Here is a 14,534-nt window from a genome sequence, read left to right on the forward strand (position 1 = left end):
GGCGGCCCACGCTTCGGCGAGGGCGAGGCACGGCCTTCACGGGCACCGCGGGATGGGGATGCGCCGCGCCCGGCACGCAGCGGCGGCCCGCGCTTTGGGGAGGGCGAAGCACCGCGCCCGCCCCGCGGCGGTGGATCGCGCTTTGCGGGCAGCGGCGCTCATCCGATGCAGGCGCCGCGGGATGGCGATACCCGGCCTTCGCGGCCGCCGCGCGATGGGGATGCGCGCCCCGCGCGCACACCCCGCGCCGGCGCCCGCTTCGCGCCGGAGACGGATGGCGAACGCCGCCCGCCCCGCCCCGCACCACGCGGCCCCCGCGCCCCGGAGCATCGATCCCAGCCGGCGCCGGCCTCCGTACCCGAGCACCGAGAGGCTCCGCCCGAGGCGCCGCGCGAGAAGCCCGCGGCGCCCGGCACCCTCTGGATCTATGGCCAGCATGCCGTCGCCGCCGCGCTGGCCAACCCCGCCCGCCGCAACCGGCGCCTGCTGCTGACCGCCGAGGCGGAGCCGGCGCTGGCCGAGGTGCTGCCGAAGCCCTGGCGGCTGACGCCGGAGCGGGTGGAGCGCACGCGCTTCCACACCTTCCTGCCGGAGGATTCGCTCCATCAGGGCGCCGCCCTGCTGACCGAACCGCTCAACCCGCCACCGCTGGAACGCATCATCCAGAACAGCCTCGGGCCGGTGCTGCTGCTCGACCAGGTCACCGATCCGCGCAATGTCGGCGCCATCCTGCGCTCGGCGGCCGCCTTCGGCGCGGCGGCGGTGGTGGTGCAGGACCGCAACGCCCCCCCAGAGACCGGCGCCCTGGCCCGCGCCGCCTCCGGCGCGTTGGAGCTGGTGCCGATGCTGCGCGAGGTGAACCTGGCGCGTGTCATCATCGCGCTGCAGAAGGCCGGGTTCTGGGTGATCGGGCTCGATGGCGGCGCGAAGGCGACGCTGGCCGAAGTCCGGGCGCAGCTCGGCGAACGGCGGGTGGCGCTGGTGCTGGGCGCCGAGGGCGGCGGGCTCCGGCGCCTGCAGCGCGAGACCTGCGACGAGCTGGCGCGGCTGCCGATCGATGCGCGGATGGAGAGCCTGAATGTCTCCAACGCCGCAGCGGTCGCCCTCTATGAGTTTGCCCGGGGGTAGGAGGAAACAATCATGAGCCAAGCACGCGATGCCATCCTGGCGGCCCGGCGCGATCGGGCGGTGCTGGCGCCGCTCGGCGCCCTGGCGCCGGCGGATGAGGCGGCCGGCTATGCCCTGCAGCGGGAGCTGGCCGAAGCGCTGGGCGCGGTGCCGCCGGCCGGGTTCAAGATCGGCGCGACGGCCAAGGGCATGCAGGCCTATCTCGGGCTGGCCGGCCCGGTCGCGGGCTTCGTGGCGAAGGAGGGCCTGCATTCGGCCGGCGCCACGCTGCGCTATGCCGATTTCTTCCGGGTGGGCGTCGAATGCGAGGTGGGGGTGCGGCTCGGGCGCGACATCGCGCCGGGCGCCATCACGCCGGCCCAGGCCGGGGCAGCGGTCGCCGAGGTCTTCCCGGCGATCGAGATCGTCGAGAAGCGCTATGACGACCTCGGCGCGCTCGGCGTGCCGACCTTGATCGCGGACCAGGTCTTCCATGGCGGCGGCGTGACCGGCGCGCCGGCACCGGCCTGGCCCGAGATCGACCTGGCTGCCGTGCGCGGGCGACTGACCGTCGATGGCGCGGTGAAGGGCGAGGGGCTGGGCGCCGACCTGCTCGGACATCCGCTGAACGCACTGGCCTGGCTGGCCGACAGCGGCGCGGCACACGCCTTCGGCGGGCTGAAGGCCGGTCAGGTGGTGTTCCTGGGCTCGGTCACGCCGCCGATCTGGCTGGAGGGACCCGGCGCGGTCGACGTCGCCTTCGAAGGGCTCGGGATGGTCACGCTCCGCTTCGTTTGAGCCGCTTCGTGGAGGGCGGTTTAGCCTTCGCTAATCTCCGCGCGCCATTCTGCGTCAGCGCCCAGGTCGGGCAAGGCGGCGCCATGACGGCGCGCGATGAGTGTGACGCCATGATGCGGGCTGAATGGTCTTATCTCCCGGATGACGTGCAGTTGACCCTCTCGCGGGAGGCGCTCAAGCGGGCGGTTGCGACGCTGGCGCAGCATGCCGAGCTGCTGGCCGAGGAAATGGAAAGCGGCGCGCTGAGCGACCGCGGCGGGCCGGAGGCGCTCAGGCTCTTCGCCGCCGTGGTGCGGGCGACGCAGAGCAGCGGCCTCGATGCCATGGCGCCGGTGGTCGGGCACGCCTGAGGCGCTTGTGACCCGCCCCGGCCCCGCGCTACATGCGGGCCAGTAGTCTGGTCGCGCGATTCACGCTTTCGGCGATGCCGCCTCAAGCGATCGCGCTCTGGGCCGGGTTAGCACAGCGGTAGTGCAGCGGTTTTGTAAACCGAAGGTCGGGGGTTCGATCCCCTCACCCGGCATATCTTTTCAAATCACGTCGCCGCTTCTCCGGCCAGACGCTTCCCGCAGGCGATCGCGCAGGGCCGGGGCCCTGCGCGATACGTTGCCGGTCAGCTTCCCCGGGCCGGTTCGAGCCGGAAGACGCGCCCGTGGATCTCGTCCGTGAGGACGTAGATCATCCCGTCCGGTCCCTGGCGGACGTCACGCACCCGCTGGCCGATACGCATGGACTGGTGCGCCGCCACCGAGCCGTCGGGGTTCAGCGCGATGCGGCGGACATCCTGCGTGGCGAGGCCGCCGGCGAAGATGTTGCCCTGCCAGGCCGGGAAGCGATCACCGGAATAGACCATCAGCCCAGATGCCCCGATCACCGAGGGGAACCAGACCAGGACCGGGTCCACCATGCCCGGGGCCGAGCGCTGCCCCTCACCGATCGTGGCACCGCCGGCATAGTCCCGGCCCCAGGTCACCACCGGCCAACCATAGTTCTGGCCCGGCCTGATCAGGTTCAACTCGTCGCCGCCGAGCGGGCCGTGCTCAGACGCGAAGATCCGCCCATCGGGGTGCCGGGCGAGGCCCTGGATATGCCGATGGCCGATGCTGAACACTTCCGGCCGCGCGCCCGCGCGCCCGGCGAAGGGATTGTCCGGGGCGGGCGTGCCGTCGTCCCTGAGGCGCAGGATCTTGCCGATATGGCTCTCCGGCCGCTGCGCCTGCAGCCGGGAGAGGCCACCCTCGACCGCGACCGGCGGGTTGCCGCCGTCGCCGACCGACATCAGCAGCGTCCCGTCGGGCAGCCAGAGCAGCCGGCCGCCATAGTGCTGGAAGTCCGGCTTGGTCTGAGAAACCTCGAAGAGCACCTGAAGGTTGGAAAGCGTCCGCCCGTCGAAGGTCGCGCGCGCGAGGCGCGTGCGGTTCTCCTGCGGCGTGCCATGCGCATAGGTGAAGTAGAGCAGGTTGTTCTGGGCGAAGTTCGGATGGGGCGAGACCTCGAAGAGGCCCGCCTGGAAGACGAGGCCACGCTCGGGCGCGACCAGCACCGGCGGCACGCCGCCGATAGGTTGCGGGTCGAGGCGCCCGTTGCGGATGGCGCGCAGCCGGCCGGGCCGTTCGGTGACCAGCGCCGTGCCGTCGGGCAGCCAAGCGATGGCCCAGGGGTGTTCCAGCCCCTCGGCCACGGTGACCTGGCGATAATCGAAATTGAGTTCGGGGTCGCCCGCGGCCTGGTGGGTTTGCTGGGCGTGGATGGCGTTCGGAGCACCCGCGGCGAGGACAAGACCAAGCGCCGTGGCTGACAGGATCTGTCGCATGCGTCCCTCCCATTGTTTGATTTTGTGCGTTGTTTTTTGTGCCGGCCCTGCGGCCGGGGCGGAGGTTACCGGAACGCACTATGCCTTCGCCACCGCCACATCCATGCCGCTCGGCCGGCAACCCCGGCGGCACATCAATGTCGACGACCAGGCCATTGCCATCAGCGCATCAGGTCGGCCCAGACGGCCAGGGCGCTCCTGACGAGCCCGATTTGCAGGTGGTCGATCAGCAGCACGCATCCGATCATGAGCAGCCAGTAAAGGGCTTTCCTCAGTATCTCCACCGGCGCCATCCCCTCTCCAGGTCGGCCGGGGAGACGCCCTTTTTCGCGTGCCCGATGCCCATGATCTCCGCCGCATTCTCCGCCAGCCGGCCTAGGCGCACATCGTCCTTGGCGTGGGGGCTGACGTCCGGCTTTTGCGACTTCTCAATTTCGTGATCTGCAGTAGAAAGCGCGTTTCAGCGCGTGGTCGTATTCGGTGCCCGCTGCGGCGTTTGCGACGTGTGCGGGATCCGCCCAGGCTGGACCACGCACATGGCGAGGGAGGCTGGATGATGGCGGATACCGAACACAGGCAGCCCCCGCCTGCGCCGGAGATCGCCTCCCCGGAGGAGGATCCCAACGCCACCATCCAGTGCAGCTCGCCCCCTTGCTTCATGCACGAGCTCGACCCGTCCTGGCTGGGGTTCATGCCCTGGCTGGAGGTGCGCGCCTGGCGCAAGGCGCAGCGCGCCAGGCTGATCGCGGACCGCCTCGCCCCGCCCCGCGAGGCGCGCGCCGTGCGCGATGCCGCGATCACGCCCCGGATTCGCGCCGCCTTGCCGCCCATGGCAGGCGTGGTCGTCGGCTTCTACTGGCCGATGCGCGGCGAATACGACCCACGGCCCCTGGCACGGGCGCTTCACGCGGAGGGCGTGCAGCTCGCGCTGCCGGTCGTCGTTGCCAAGGCCGCGCCGATGGTGTTCCGCCCGTGGTTTCCGGGGGCGCGCCTGGTACCGGGGATCTGGGACATACCGGTGCCGGCCGAAGGCGAGCCGGTGGCGCCGGATCTGCTGCTGGTGCCGCTCGTCGGGTTCGATGCCGGCCGCTACAGGCTCGGCTATGGCGGCGGCTACTACGACCGCACGCTGGCGGCGATGCCGAAGCGCCCGACCACCATCGGCATCGGCTTCGAACAGGGCAGCCTCGCGACGATCCACCCGCAGCCGCACGATATCCCGATGGACGTCATCGTCACCGAAGGCCGGACGGTATCGGCCGGCCAGTAACGGCCGGCCGGCCCTTGGAAGCGGCTAGGCTTCCCCCACACACTCCAGCATGGCGCATTGCAGCGCATCCGCCGGGCTCTTGCCGCCCCAGAGGACGAACTGGAAGGCCGGGTAGAAGCGCTCGCACTCGGTGATGGCGATATCGACCATGTCCTCGAGCGATTCCGCGGAGGCCCCGGGGGCGCCGCGCAGCAGGACGGAATGGCGGAAGACCGGCATGCCCTCGTCGCTCTCCAGGCCGAAATGGCCGATCCACAGCTTCTCATTGGCGAGCGACAGCAGCTCGTAGAGCTTCTCCCGCCGCTCGGCGGGCACCTTCAGATCGAAGGCGCAGGTGAAGGACATGGCGCTGATCTCGGAGGACCAGGCGAAGTGCAGGCCATAGTCGCACCACTTGCCGGGCGCCTCGGCGGCCATCTCGCCGTCCGAGCGGCGGTCAAAGGCCCATTCATTGGCGACGACGATCTGCTCGACCACGTCGAGGGGATTGGCGGCGGAACGCTCGCTGCGGACGCCGATGGTGGCGGACATCGCGAAACCTCCTTCCCGTCGGGGCGGCGGCTATGCCGCGCTGCGCCCCGCCTGCGCTGCGAGACCGGTGCGGCGCCTGGGCCCCCCGCCGAGGGCGCCACCGGTCCCCTGGGTGGACACCGGGTCTAGCGTGTCCCGGCGCGATTCACCCACAAGGGCTAGACTACGCAAGCGCGAAACGGGATCGCAAGAGACAGCCGCGCGAAAACCGCGTTTGGCGCAGGTTGTTCATACCCCGAGACAAGGGGAGACAGCCATCCCTTTGGAGTTACTGGATTTCAATCGGGTGACCAATCTCGCCAGTAGCGTCCGGGCTCCGGCCGGGCCGGACGCGGGCGGTCCGCCTCCGGCGTGCCGACATAGATCCAGCCGAGCAGCGCATCGGTCTCCGCGAAGCCCAGATGCCGCTTCACCGCGGGATCGCGGAGCGCGCCGGAGGAGAGCCAGCAAGCGCCGAAGCCCATCGCATCCAGCGCGTTCAGCAGGTTCATGGTGCCGGCGGCGGCGGCCGCTTCCTGCTCCCAGGCGGGGACGCCCGGGCGGTCGTGGCGGATCGCGGCGCCGGCCGCGATCACGAGGGGTGCGCGGAGCGGCTTATCGCGCTCGATCTCGAGCCGGGCCGGCGGCGTTTCCGGTTCACGGGCGACGAGCGACTCCGCCAGGATGCGGCCGAGGGCGACACGCGCCTCGCCCCGGATGCAGACGAAGCGCCAGGGCCGCAGGCCGCCGTGATCAGGCGCCCGGAGCGCCGCGGCGACGGCGCGATCCATCGCCTCCGGCCCCGGTGCGGGGTCGCGCAATTGGCGGGGCGGCACGGAGGCGCGGCCGAGCAGGCCTTCGAGCAGGGGCGAAGTGGGGGGCAGCGGGGCTTCGGGCATGGGGCATCCTTACGGCGCGTCGTCGCCGATGGCTTAGCCCAGCCGCTGATCAATTGCGAACGATTCTCAATTACCAGCCTGCAACCCCGGCCTGCGCTCCTGGCCGGTTGTAGCGGAGCGGCGGCGACCAGGTCCGGCGTCCCGGCCGCCGCAGATCGTCACCGCCCGGCGCGGCGGATGTTCCAGAACACCGGAATGCCGCTCGGGATCACGCCCTCCAGCTCGGCGCGATAGGCGATGGGCTGGCTGAACTGGCCCCAGATCACCGCCGGCACGATCTCATAGGCGATGGTCTGGATCTCGGCCGCGATGCGCCGCCTGTCCTCGACCGTCCCGGCCGCCGCGAACTGCTCCAGCAGCGGCGTCAGGCGCGGGTCGCAATGCCAGCCGGTGAAGTCCTGGCAATTGGTGCCGACGTAGAAATGCGTCAGCGGCGACGCCAGGTCGAAGCCCTGGGCATGCACGCCGAACAGCGACCAGGAGGCATCGCGCCGGGCACGGCGGGCGACCACCGTGCCCCAGTCCATCGCCTGCAGATCGACGGTGAAGCCGACCTCGCGCAGCCGGGCGGCTACCACCTCGCTGCCGATGCGCGGCGCGTCGATATCGGTCGCCTGCATGATGACCACGGGCTCACCGCGGTAATTGGTCTGGCGCAGCGCCTCCCGCGCGCGGGCGACATCGGGATGGGCCGCGATCTCGCTGCCGGCCGTGGTCTCCAGCGCGCCGCCGCACATCCAGAAGCTGAGGCATTGCGGCAGCGAGAGGTCACCGGTCGCGCCCAGCGCCTGCGGGCCTTGCGACTGGTCGATCGCCATCATCAGCACCCGGCGCACCGCCGGATCGGCGAAGGGTCCGGCCGCCGAGTTCACACGGACAAAGCCCTGCCACATGCTGGGGCCGGCGAGCGGCACCACGCGGACATTGCGGTTGCGCCGCAGCAGCGGCAGCAGGTCGAAGGCCGGCATCTCGATGAAGTCGATCTCACCGGTGGTCAGCGCATTGGCCGCCGTCGCGGCATCGGGGATGACGCGCCAGGTCACGCGATCGACCTGCACGCGCTTGCCGCCGGCCAGGAAATCCGCCGGCTCCTCCCGCGGGCGATAGGCACGGAAGCGGTCGAAGACCTGGGTGGCGCCGGAGACCGAGAGGTCGCGGCGGAAGACGAAGGGGCCGGAGCCGATCAGCTCGCTGTTCTGCTCAGTGCGCGGGCGCTGGGCCAGGCGCTCCGGCATGATCGCGGGCACCAGGGATGAGGGCTTGCCAAGCGCGTCCAGCACCAGGCCGAAGGGGCGGCTCAGCACCAGGCGGAAGGTGCGGGCATCGACCGGCTCCAACGCAGCGGTCGCCGCCAGCAGGTGGCGGCCGAGCCCGTCGCCCGGGCCCCAGCGCCGGAGGCTCGCGACCACATCGGCCGCTGTCACCGGCTGGCCATCATGGAAGGTGAGGCCTTCGCGGAGCGTAAAGGTCCAGGTGAGACGGTCGTCGGAGGTCGTATAGCGCTCGACCATCTGCGGGCGGATATTGCCCTGGCCGTCCATGGCGAAGAGCGTGTCGAACACCATCAGCGCGAAGTTGCGCGTGATGTAGACCGTCGAGGCATGTGGATCCATGATCCGCACATCGGCCTGCATCACCGCGGTGAGCTGGCTCGCGGGCTGCTGGCCGGCCGGGATCTGCGCCAGCGCGCCGAGCGCGGGCAAGGCGAGTGCAGCGGCCAAGGCCGCGCGCCGCGTCATGCGTCCGATCATTCTTCGAATGCCCCTCATGCTTCGCTCAGGATGATATCCGCCGCCTTCTCGCCGATCATCAGCGCGGTGGCGTTGGTGTTGCCCGCGATGTGGCGCGGGAAGATGGAGATGTCGGCGACCCTGAGCGCTTCCGTGCCGCGCACCGCGAGGTCGGGTGCGACGACGGCGCCGGCATCGGCGCCCATGCGGCAGGTGCCGGCCGGGTGGTAGAAGGGGCGCGCGGCAGCCCGCAGATAAGCCAGGTCGGCGATGCGTGCCGAGCCCACCGGCGGCACGCCGACCAGCCGCTTCACCTTGTCCCCGAAGGGGGGCGTCGCCGCCATGCGGCGCACCCAGTCGAGGCCGCGCAGCAGCGTCTCGATATCCTCTGCGTCATCGAGCAGGCGGGGATGGATCGCGATCGGCGCCGCGGGATCGGCCGAACGCAGCGCGAGATGGCCGCGCGAGCGCGGATGGTTCGCATTCATCAGAATGGTGACGAGGTTGTCGCGCGGAATGACGCGCTTGCCGTCCTTGAGCAGCGAGCCATAGGGGAAGAGGTGGAATTGAAGGTCGGGCTCCGCCGCCTCCGCATGGCTGCGGAAGAAGGCCAGCACCTGCGCGGTCGGCACGCCGAAGGGCGATGGCCGGCCCATCAGCCAGCGCGCGAATTGCCAGGCGGCGCGATGCGGGACACTGTCGGCATTGGCGGTCGGCACCGAGACCTCGGCCTGCACATAGAGGCCGGGATGCTCCATCAGATTGCGCCCGACCTCCGGGCTGTCGATCACCGATGTGATGCCGTGGCGGCCGAGCTCCGCCGGGTCGCCGATGCCGGAGAGCATGAGCAGATGCGGCGAGTTGATGGCGCCCGCTGCCAGCACCACGCCGCGCCTGGCGCGGATCGCGAGCGGCGCTCCATTCCGCCGCGCCGCGAGACCGGTCGCGCGGCGGCCGTCGAAGGTGACGCGTTCCACCAGCACCCCGTCCAGCAAGCGGAGGTTCGGCCGGGAGAGGTGCGGACGGATGAAGGCGTCATAGGCCGAGTGGCGCAGCCCGTTCCGCGTGGAGCCCTGGTTCCAGGCGATGCCCTCATGGCTGGCGCCGTTCAGGTCTGCATTCGCCGGAATGCCGGCGGCGATGCCGCTGGCGATGAAATCGCCCGCGATCGGGTGCCTCCAGCCAAGCGCCGAGACGCGCTGGGGGCCGAGACCGCCGCGATGCGCGTTGTCCGGCGCATCCGCCGTTTCCAAGCGGCGGAACAGCGGCAGCACGTCGCGCCACGCCCAGCCGGTGCAGCCCAGCGCGGCCCAGTTGTCGTAGTCCGCGGCGGCGCCGCGGATGAAGATCATACCGTTGATGGCCGAGGATCCGCCCGGCACGCGGCCGCGCGGCCAGAGCTCCGCCTGGCCATCGCGCGTCGGATCGGGCTCCGAGGTGTAGTTCCAGTCGTAGCGGGCATTGCCGATCGTGCGCATCAGCGCCGCGGGCAGCCGGGTGATGTTCAGCCGCTCCCGCTGGCCTGCCTCCACCAGCAGCACGGAGATCCCGGCGCGTTCCGAGAGGCGGGAGGCGAGGACGCAGCCGGCACTGCCGGCGCCCACGATGACGACATCAGCTTCGATAGTCTCGGGCGCCATGCGGTTCTCCGGGTGGGGACCTTCTGGCATGGCATCGCCGGGACGGGAAGCAGCAGAGCGCGGCCGTTCAGGCCCCTTCGGCCGGATCATAGAGCACGCCGGCCGCGGCGAAGCCGCCATCGGCGTTCAGCATATGCCCGGCGATGAAGCCGCAATCATCGCCGCAGAGGAAGGCGACGGCGGCGGCGATATCGGCGGGGGTGCCGTAGCGCTTCACCGCCATGCGATTCAGGAAGGCGTCGCGCTGCCTCGGCCCATGCGCCGTGCGCGCGATCTGGGTCGGCCCCGGCGCCACGCCGTTCACCAGGATGCCGAGCGGGGCGAGTTCCACCGCCAGCACCTTGGTCAGCATCTCGATACCGCCCTTGCTGGCGCCATAGGCGGCACGCCCGGTACCGCCGAACTGGCCAGACACCGAGGAGATGGTGACGATGCGCCCGCCGCGCTGCGCTTCGTCTCCCTGCGCCATGGCGCGCGCCGCCGCCTGGGCGGTGAGAAAGCAGCCGAAGAGGTTGGTCCGCACCACCCGTTCGAAAGCGGCGAAGGGCATCTCCAGCACCGGGGAGCGATCGGTGATGCCGGCATTGCAGACGGCGATGCGCAGCCGGCCGAAGCGCGACTCCGCCTCCGCGACGGCAGCGGCGGCATCGGCTTCCTGGGTCACGTCCGTGCGAAAGGCCTGCGCCTGGCCGCCGGCCGCGCGGATGCCGGCGGCGATGCGCTCGGCGCCTTCCAGGTTGATGTCGGCGACCAGTACCGGCGCGCCATCCGACGCCAGGCGCTCGGCGATGCCGGCGCCGATGCCGGACCCGCCGCCGGTGACGAGCGCGGTGCGTCCCAGGAGCTTCATGCCAGCGGCTCCGCCTCTTCGGAGACGATGACGCGGGCCGGCGCGCCATCGCTATCGGGGATCCTGATCGGCAGACCGATGACCTGGTTCCGCGGCTGGGTGAGCGCGCCCATGTTGCAGAGGTACTCGAACATGATCACGCCCTGCTTCAGCAGATGGAAATGCGTCACGTGCTCAGGCAGCGGCGGACGCGCTTCCCCGGTCAGGAAGTAGCGGATGCAGCGATCCTGCGGGAAATCGAAGCCGACCGCCTTGATGCCGCGCTCCCGCAGCCAGATCGAGCCTTCCGCCGTCATCCAGGGGGAGTTCAGCCAGAATTCCGGCGTATCGATGGAAGCGCGCTCGTCCCAGCGGGTGCGGATCAGAGCGAAGTCGCCGGGCCGCAGATGCTGGCCGGCGGCGGCGAGCTGCTCACCGGGGATGGGCGAATTGGGCGGTACGTCGGAGACATCGATCACCGCACCCGGCCCGACCGTCATCTCCGGCGTGATGGCATCGGTGGTGAAGCCCTCCGGGTCCACATGGCGCGGGCTGTCCATATGGGTGAAGGCATGCAGGTTCCAGCCCGCCCAGGTGCCCTGCCCGGCGCCGCTGTCATGGCTCTTGAGCAGACGGCGCTCCACATCCTTCCAGCGGAAATGCCCGGTGCGGACAGGCGTCGACAGATCGATGAGGCGAGGCATGGCCAATCCTTTTCGAGCTTACTGGTCGCGCCAGGGCCGCCGCTGCCAGAGCGTGCGCAGCGCCTCCGCCTCGCGGAAGACGAGGTCGCGCGTCTCCTGGGCGTTGCGGTAGCGGAGCGGGATGAAGAGGCGCTCCGCCTCCGCGATCCAGACCGGATCGCGCATGGTGGCGGCGAGCATCGCTTCCAGCCGCACCTGGATGGCAGGCGGCGTGCCTCCGGGGACGACCAGGCTGCGCACCACGCCGGTGTCGATGGCATAGCCGCTCTCGCGGAAGGTCGGCACCTCCGGCGTCATCGCGAAGCGCTCGAGGCCGGCGGTGGCCAGCGGGCGCACCCGGCCCTCCCGGATCAGGCCGACGCTTTCGCCCATGTTCATGGAGGCGACCTGGATGTGGTTGCCGATCAGCGCAGTGATGGTCGGCGCCTGGCCCGCGAAGGGGATGTGGTTCAGACGGACATCCGCCGCCTGCTCCACCGCCATCATCAGCAGATGATCGTCGGAGCCGATGCCCGCGGTGCCGACCGCGACCTCGCCGGGTTTGCTGCGGGCATGGGCGATGAGGTCGGCGAGGGTACGGAAGGGGCTGTCGGGGGCGACGTGGAAGCCGCTCGGGTCCTCGACGATGGTGCCGACATAACCGAGATCCTCCAGCTTATAGCGCGGCTGGCGCTCGATGGTGATGGTCTGCAGGCTTGGGGTGATGACGGTGCCCATGGTGTAGCCGTCGGGCGCCGCCTGCGCCGTCGCGGTATAGCCGATCTCCCCGCCCGCGCCGCCGCGGTTGATGACGACGAAGCGCGCGCCAGGCAGGTGCCGCTCGAAATGCGCCGTCATGGCGCGGATGTTCACATCGGTGCCGCCGCCCGGCGGGAAAGGGACGATGAGCTGGATCGGGCGCTCGCTGGGCCAGGTGCCCTGGGCGCGCGCGATACGCGGCGCGGCGAGTGCCGCGCCCAGCCCGGCGACCATCAGGTCGCGACGCGATGTCCTCATGCCCATTTCCCCTCGCCGCAGCCTTCGTCATGAGGCTGTATACAGAGACAGGCTAGAGCGTGATCGCCCGAGGTGGAAGCGCCGAACAGCGTGGCTCACGCGATCAAGACAGAGTGCCGGTTCATGGCGTCGAGTGCGGCCAGCACTTCAACATCATTGCACGCTGTCCCATGCCCAGGCCCGGGCGGCGCGGTCCCGCGCCTGCCAGGCCGCGATGTCACCCTGGCGCGTCATGGTCAGCGCGATGTCGTCCAGCCCCTGCAGCAGCGCGTCGCGGCGCCGGGTATCGATGGCGAAGGGCAGCTCCCGCCCTTCCGGCGTGGTGACGACCTGACGCTTCAGGTCGATGGTGGTCCGGCCCGCGCCCTGACTGCCCTCGGTCTCCTCGGCGATGCGGCGGACCTCCTCCTCCGGCAGGGCGATGGGCAGCAACCCGTTCTGGAAGCAGTTGGCGAAGAAGATGTCGCCGAAGGACGGCGCGATGACACAGCGGATGCCGGCACCCATCAGCGCCCAGACCGCGCCTTCGCGGGAGGAACCGCAGCCGAAATTCGGGCCGGCGAGCAGGATGGGGCTGTCGCGGTAGGCGGGCTTGTTCAGCACGAAATCCGGGTTGTCGCTGCCGTCCGGCAGCTTGCGGAGCTGCTCGAAGGCGAAGCCGCCGAGGCCGCTGCGGCCGGTGCCGACCAGGCGTTCGATGCGGATGATCAGGTCGGTGTCGATATTGGCGCGCAGCAGCGGCGCGGCGGGGCCGGTGACGCCCTCGAACTTCTCCATCACGCCGCCTCCATCCGCCGTACATCGGTGATCGCACCGGTGACCGCCGCCGCCGCCGCCATGGCGGGACTCGCGAGGTGGGTACGGGCGCCCGGGCCCTGGCGGCCCACGAAGTTGCGGTTGCTGGTCGAGACGCAGCGCGCGCCCGGCGGCACCGCCTCCCCATTCGCGGCGACGCAGAGGGCGCAGCCGGGCTCCCGCCATTCGAAGCCGGAGGCGCGGAACAGCGCGTCCAGCCCCTCCGCCTCCGCATCGCGCTTGACGCGTTCGGAGCCCGGCACCACCCAGGCGGTGACATGCGGCGCGACGTGCCGGCCGCGCAGGATTCCGGCCGCGGCGCGGAGATCCTCGATCCGCGAATTGGTGCAGGAGCCGATGAACACCCAATCCACCTTGGTGCCCGCGATCGGTGCGCCGGGGCGGAGATCCATGTAATCGAGCGCCGCGGTCCAGGCCGCGCGGCGCGCCGCATCCGGTGCGTCCGACGGATCGGGGATGACGCCGCCGACCGGCAGCACATGCTCCGGGCTGGTGCCCCAGGTGATCTGCGGCGCGATATCGGCGGCATCGATCAGGAGGTCGCGGTCGAAGCTTGCCCCCGCATCCGTCGGCAAGCCGCGCCAATGCGCGAGCGCCGCGTCCCAGGCGGCGCCTTTCGGCGCGAAGCGGCGGCCGGCGAGCCATTCGAAGGTGGTGTCATCGGCCGCGACCATTCCGGCCCGGGCGCCCATCTCGATCGAAAGGTTGCAGAGCGTCAAGCGGCCTTCCACCGAAAGCGCCCGCACCGCCGCCCCCGCATATTCAACGGCGTGGCCGGTGCCGGCGGCGGCGCCGAAGCGGCCGATCGCGTGCAGGATCATATCCTTGGGCGAAACGCCCTGCGGCAGCGTGCCCTCATAGCGGATGCGCAGGCGCTTCGGCTTGCGCTGCGGCAGGCACTGCGTCGCCAGCACGTGCTTGAGCTCGGAGGCGCCGATCCCGAAGGCATAGGCGCCCATGCCACCATTGGTGCAGGTGTGGCTGTCGCCGCAGACCAGCGTGGTGCCGGGCAGCACCACGCCAAGCTCCGGCCCCATCACATGCACTATGCCCTGCCCATCCTCGCCGAGGTCAAACAGCCGCACGCCAGTCTCCGCCGCGCGCTGGCGCAGCCCGGCAACCAGCCGCGCGCCGCCGGCGAAGGTCTCCGAGGTGCGCCCCGGCGCCGAGGAGACGGCATGGTCCGGCGTCGCGAAGACCAGCTCGGGATGCGCGAGCGGGTATCCCGCCTCCTTGATCTCGTTCAACGCGCGGGCGCCGGAGAGGTCGTGCAGCAGCACGCGGTCGATATGCAGCAGCGACCAGCCGCCACCGAGATCGGCGACGACATGCGGATCCCAGATCTTGTCGAAAAGCGTCCTGGCCATGGGCCGTATCCTCCGGGTGCTTGACGCTGCCGGCGCCGCCACCCCACCGTTGCCG

The 14,534-nt window shown here is 70.8% G+C and carries 15 protein-coding genes and 1 tRNA gene; 5 read left to right on the forward strand and 11 right to left on the reverse strand.

What is annotated here, in order from left to right; genetic code table 11:
• The first annotated feature begins 423 nt into the window (after window positions 1-423).
• The 4 genes from GXW71_RS27305 (at window position 424) to GXW71_RS27320 (ending at window position 2,428) form a co-directional block, all read left to right on the forward strand.
• The gene (locus GXW71_RS27305) at window positions 424-1,128 is read left to right on the forward strand and encodes a TrmH family RNA methyltransferase (protein WP_367617383.1); all 705 of its coding nucleotides are present in this window, start codon (window positions 424-426) and stop codon (window positions 1,126-1,128) included.
• 12 nt (window positions 1,129-1,140) lie between these two features.
• Complete coding sequence (locus tag GXW71_RS27310; RefSeq protein ID WP_211855872.1) at window positions 1,141-1,905, forward strand: 2-keto-4-pentenoate hydratase; 765 nt, start codon at window positions 1,141-1,143, stop codon at window positions 1,903-1,905.
• 83 nt (window positions 1,906-1,988) lie between these two features.
• Window positions 1,989-2,255: a hypothetical protein gene (locus GXW71_RS27315; RefSeq protein ID WP_246526937.1), complete on the forward strand. Its 267-nt coding sequence runs from the start codon at window positions 1,989-1,991 to the stop codon at window positions 2,253-2,255.
• Between the two features lie 101 nt (window positions 2,256-2,356).
• Window positions 2,357-2,428, forward strand: a tRNA-Thr gene (locus tag GXW71_RS27320).
• Between the two features lie 90 nt (window positions 2,429-2,518).
• Here the strand turns inward: GXW71_RS27320 and GXW71_RS27325 are convergent.
• Together GXW71_RS27325 and GXW71_RS35290 are read right to left on the reverse strand one after the other, a co-directional pair.
• The gene (locus GXW71_RS27325; RefSeq protein ID WP_211855873.1) at window positions 2,519-3,718 is read right to left on the reverse strand and encodes a PQQ-dependent sugar dehydrogenase; all 1,200 of its coding nucleotides are present in this window, start codon (window positions 3,716-3,718) and stop codon (window positions 2,519-2,521) included.
• Between the two features lie 161 nt (window positions 3,719-3,879).
• On the reverse strand, window positions 3,880-4,011 hold the full coding sequence (locus GXW71_RS35290) for a hypothetical protein (protein WP_281417426.1): 132 nt from the start codon (window positions 4,009-4,011) through the stop codon (window positions 3,880-3,882).
• A gap of 263 nt (window positions 4,012-4,274) precedes the next feature.
• On the opposite strand from GXW71_RS35290, the gene GXW71_RS27330 reads away from it, so the two are divergent.
• A complete protein-coding gene (locus tag GXW71_RS27330; RefSeq protein ID WP_211855874.1) occupies window positions 4,275-4,988 on the forward strand; it encodes a 5-formyltetrahydrofolate cyclo-ligase in 714 nt (237 codons plus the stop codon).
• 24 nt (window positions 4,989-5,012) lie between these two features.
• Here the strand turns inward: GXW71_RS27330 and GXW71_RS27335 are convergent, their stop codons facing one another.
• The 9 genes from GXW71_RS27335 to leuC all read right to left on the reverse strand — a co-directional run bounded on the left by GXW71_RS27335 (window position 5,013) and on the right by leuC (window position 14,479).
• Complete coding sequence (locus GXW71_RS27335) at window positions 5,013-5,519, reverse strand: type III secretion system chaperone family protein (protein WP_211855875.1); 507 nt, start codon at window positions 5,517-5,519, stop codon at window positions 5,013-5,015.
• 278 nt (window positions 5,520-5,797) lie between these two features.
• Window positions 5,798-6,397 carry a nitroreductase family protein gene (locus GXW71_RS27340; RefSeq protein WP_211855876.1) on the reverse strand — a complete coding sequence of 200 codons (600 nt, stop codon included), beginning with the start codon at window positions 6,395-6,397 and terminating at the stop codon, window positions 5,798-5,800.
• Window positions 6,398-6,555: 158 nt separating this feature from the next.
• Window positions 6,556-8,136 carry an ABC transporter substrate-binding protein gene (locus GXW71_RS27345; protein WP_211855877.1) on the reverse strand — a complete coding sequence of 527 codons (1,581 nt, stop codon included), beginning with the start codon at window positions 8,134-8,136 and terminating at the stop codon, window positions 6,556-6,558.
• A gap of 26 nt (window positions 8,137-8,162) precedes the next feature.
• Window positions 8,163-9,767 (reverse strand): GMC family oxidoreductase, encoded by a 1,605-nt coding sequence (locus tag GXW71_RS27350; protein WP_211855878.1) that lies wholly within the window; start codon window positions 9,765-9,767, stop codon window positions 8,163-8,165.
• A gap of 67 nt (window positions 9,768-9,834) precedes the next feature.
• A complete protein-coding gene (locus GXW71_RS27355) occupies window positions 9,835-10,617 on the reverse strand; it encodes an SDR family NAD(P)-dependent oxidoreductase (RefSeq protein ID WP_211855879.1) in 783 nt (260 codons plus the stop codon).
• Window positions 10,614-11,300 (reverse strand): cyclase family protein, encoded by a 687-nt coding sequence (locus tag GXW71_RS27360; RefSeq protein WP_211855880.1) that lies wholly within the window; start codon window positions 11,298-11,300, stop codon window positions 10,614-10,616. The genes GXW71_RS27355 and GXW71_RS27360 overlap by 4 nt, the downstream gene beginning before the upstream one ends.
• Before the next feature lie 18 nt (window positions 11,301-11,318).
• Window positions 11,319-12,296 (reverse strand): tripartite tricarboxylate transporter substrate binding protein, encoded by a 978-nt coding sequence (locus GXW71_RS27365; protein ID WP_211855881.1) that lies wholly within the window; start codon window positions 12,294-12,296, stop codon window positions 11,319-11,321.
• Between the two features lie 153 nt (window positions 12,297-12,449).
• Complete coding sequence (leuD, locus tag GXW71_RS27370; protein ID WP_211855882.1) at window positions 12,450-13,073, reverse strand: 3-isopropylmalate dehydratase small subunit; 624 nt, start codon at window positions 13,071-13,073, stop codon at window positions 12,450-12,452.
• Entirely contained in the window at window positions 13,073-14,479 is a 1,407-nt protein-coding gene (gene leuC / locus GXW71_RS27375; protein WP_211855883.1) for a 3-isopropylmalate dehydratase large subunit, read from the reverse strand. The genes leuD and leuC overlap by 1 nt, the downstream gene beginning before the upstream one ends.
• Window positions 14,480-14,534: the final 55 nt, after the last annotated feature.

The organism is Plastoroseomonas hellenica, assembly GCF_018129085.1.
Classification (GTDB): domain Bacteria; phylum Pseudomonadota; class Alphaproteobacteria; order Acetobacterales; family Acetobacteraceae; genus Plastoroseomonas; species Plastoroseomonas hellenica.

Bases quoted from the DNA above. Each gene is read 5' to 3' on its own strand.
- GXW71_RS27310 (WP_211855872.1), top strand. From the start codon at position 1,141: ATGAGCCAAGCACGCGATGCCATCCTGGCGGCCCGGCGCGATCGGGCG.
- GXW71_RS27315 (WP_246526937.1), top strand. From the start codon at position 1,989: ATGACGGCGCGCGATGAGTGTGACGCCATGATGCGGGCTGAATGGTCT.
- GXW71_RS27325 (WP_211855873.1), bottom strand. From the start codon at position 3,718: ATGCGACAGATCCTGTCAGCCACGGCGCTTGGTCTTGTCCTCGCCGCG.
- GXW71_RS35290 (WP_281417426.1), bottom strand. From the start codon at position 4,011: ATGGCGCCGGTGGAGATACTGAGGAAAGCCCTTTACTGGCTGCTCATG.
- GXW71_RS27330 (WP_211855874.1), top strand. From the start codon at position 4,275: ATGGCGGATACCGAACACAGGCAGCCCCCGCCTGCGCCGGAGATCGCC.
- GXW71_RS27335 (WP_211855875.1), bottom strand. From the start codon at position 5,519: ATGTCCGCCACCATCGGCGTCCGCAGCGAGCGTTCCGCCGCCAATCCC.
- GXW71_RS27340 (WP_211855876.1), bottom strand. From the start codon at position 6,397: ATGCCCGAAGCCCCGCTGCCCCCCACTTCGCCCCTGCTCGAAGGCCTG.
- GXW71_RS27345 (WP_211855877.1), bottom strand. From the start codon at position 8,136: ATGACGCGGCGCGCGGCCTTGGCCGCTGCACTCGCCTTGCCCGCGCTC.
- GXW71_RS27350 (WP_211855878.1), bottom strand. From the start codon at position 9,767: ATGGCGCCCGAGACTATCGAAGCTGATGTCGTCATCGTGGGCGCCGGC.
- GXW71_RS27355 (WP_211855879.1), bottom strand. From the start codon at position 10,617: ATGAAGCTCCTGGGACGCACCGCGCTCGTCACCGGCGGCGGGTCCGGC.
- GXW71_RS27360 (WP_211855880.1), bottom strand. From the start codon at position 11,300: ATGCCTCGCCTCATCGATCTGTCGACGCCTGTCCGCACCGGGCATTTC.
- GXW71_RS27365 (WP_211855881.1), bottom strand. From the start codon at position 12,296: ATGAGGACATCGCGTCGCGACCTGATGGTCGCCGGGCTGGGCGCGGCA.
- leuD (WP_211855882.1), bottom strand. From the start codon at position 13,073: ATGGAGAAGTTCGAGGGCGTCACCGGCCCCGCCGCGCCGCTGCTGCGC.
- leuC (WP_211855883.1), bottom strand. From the start codon at position 14,479: ATGGCCAGGACGCTTTTCGACAAGATCTGGGATCCGCATGTCGTCGCC.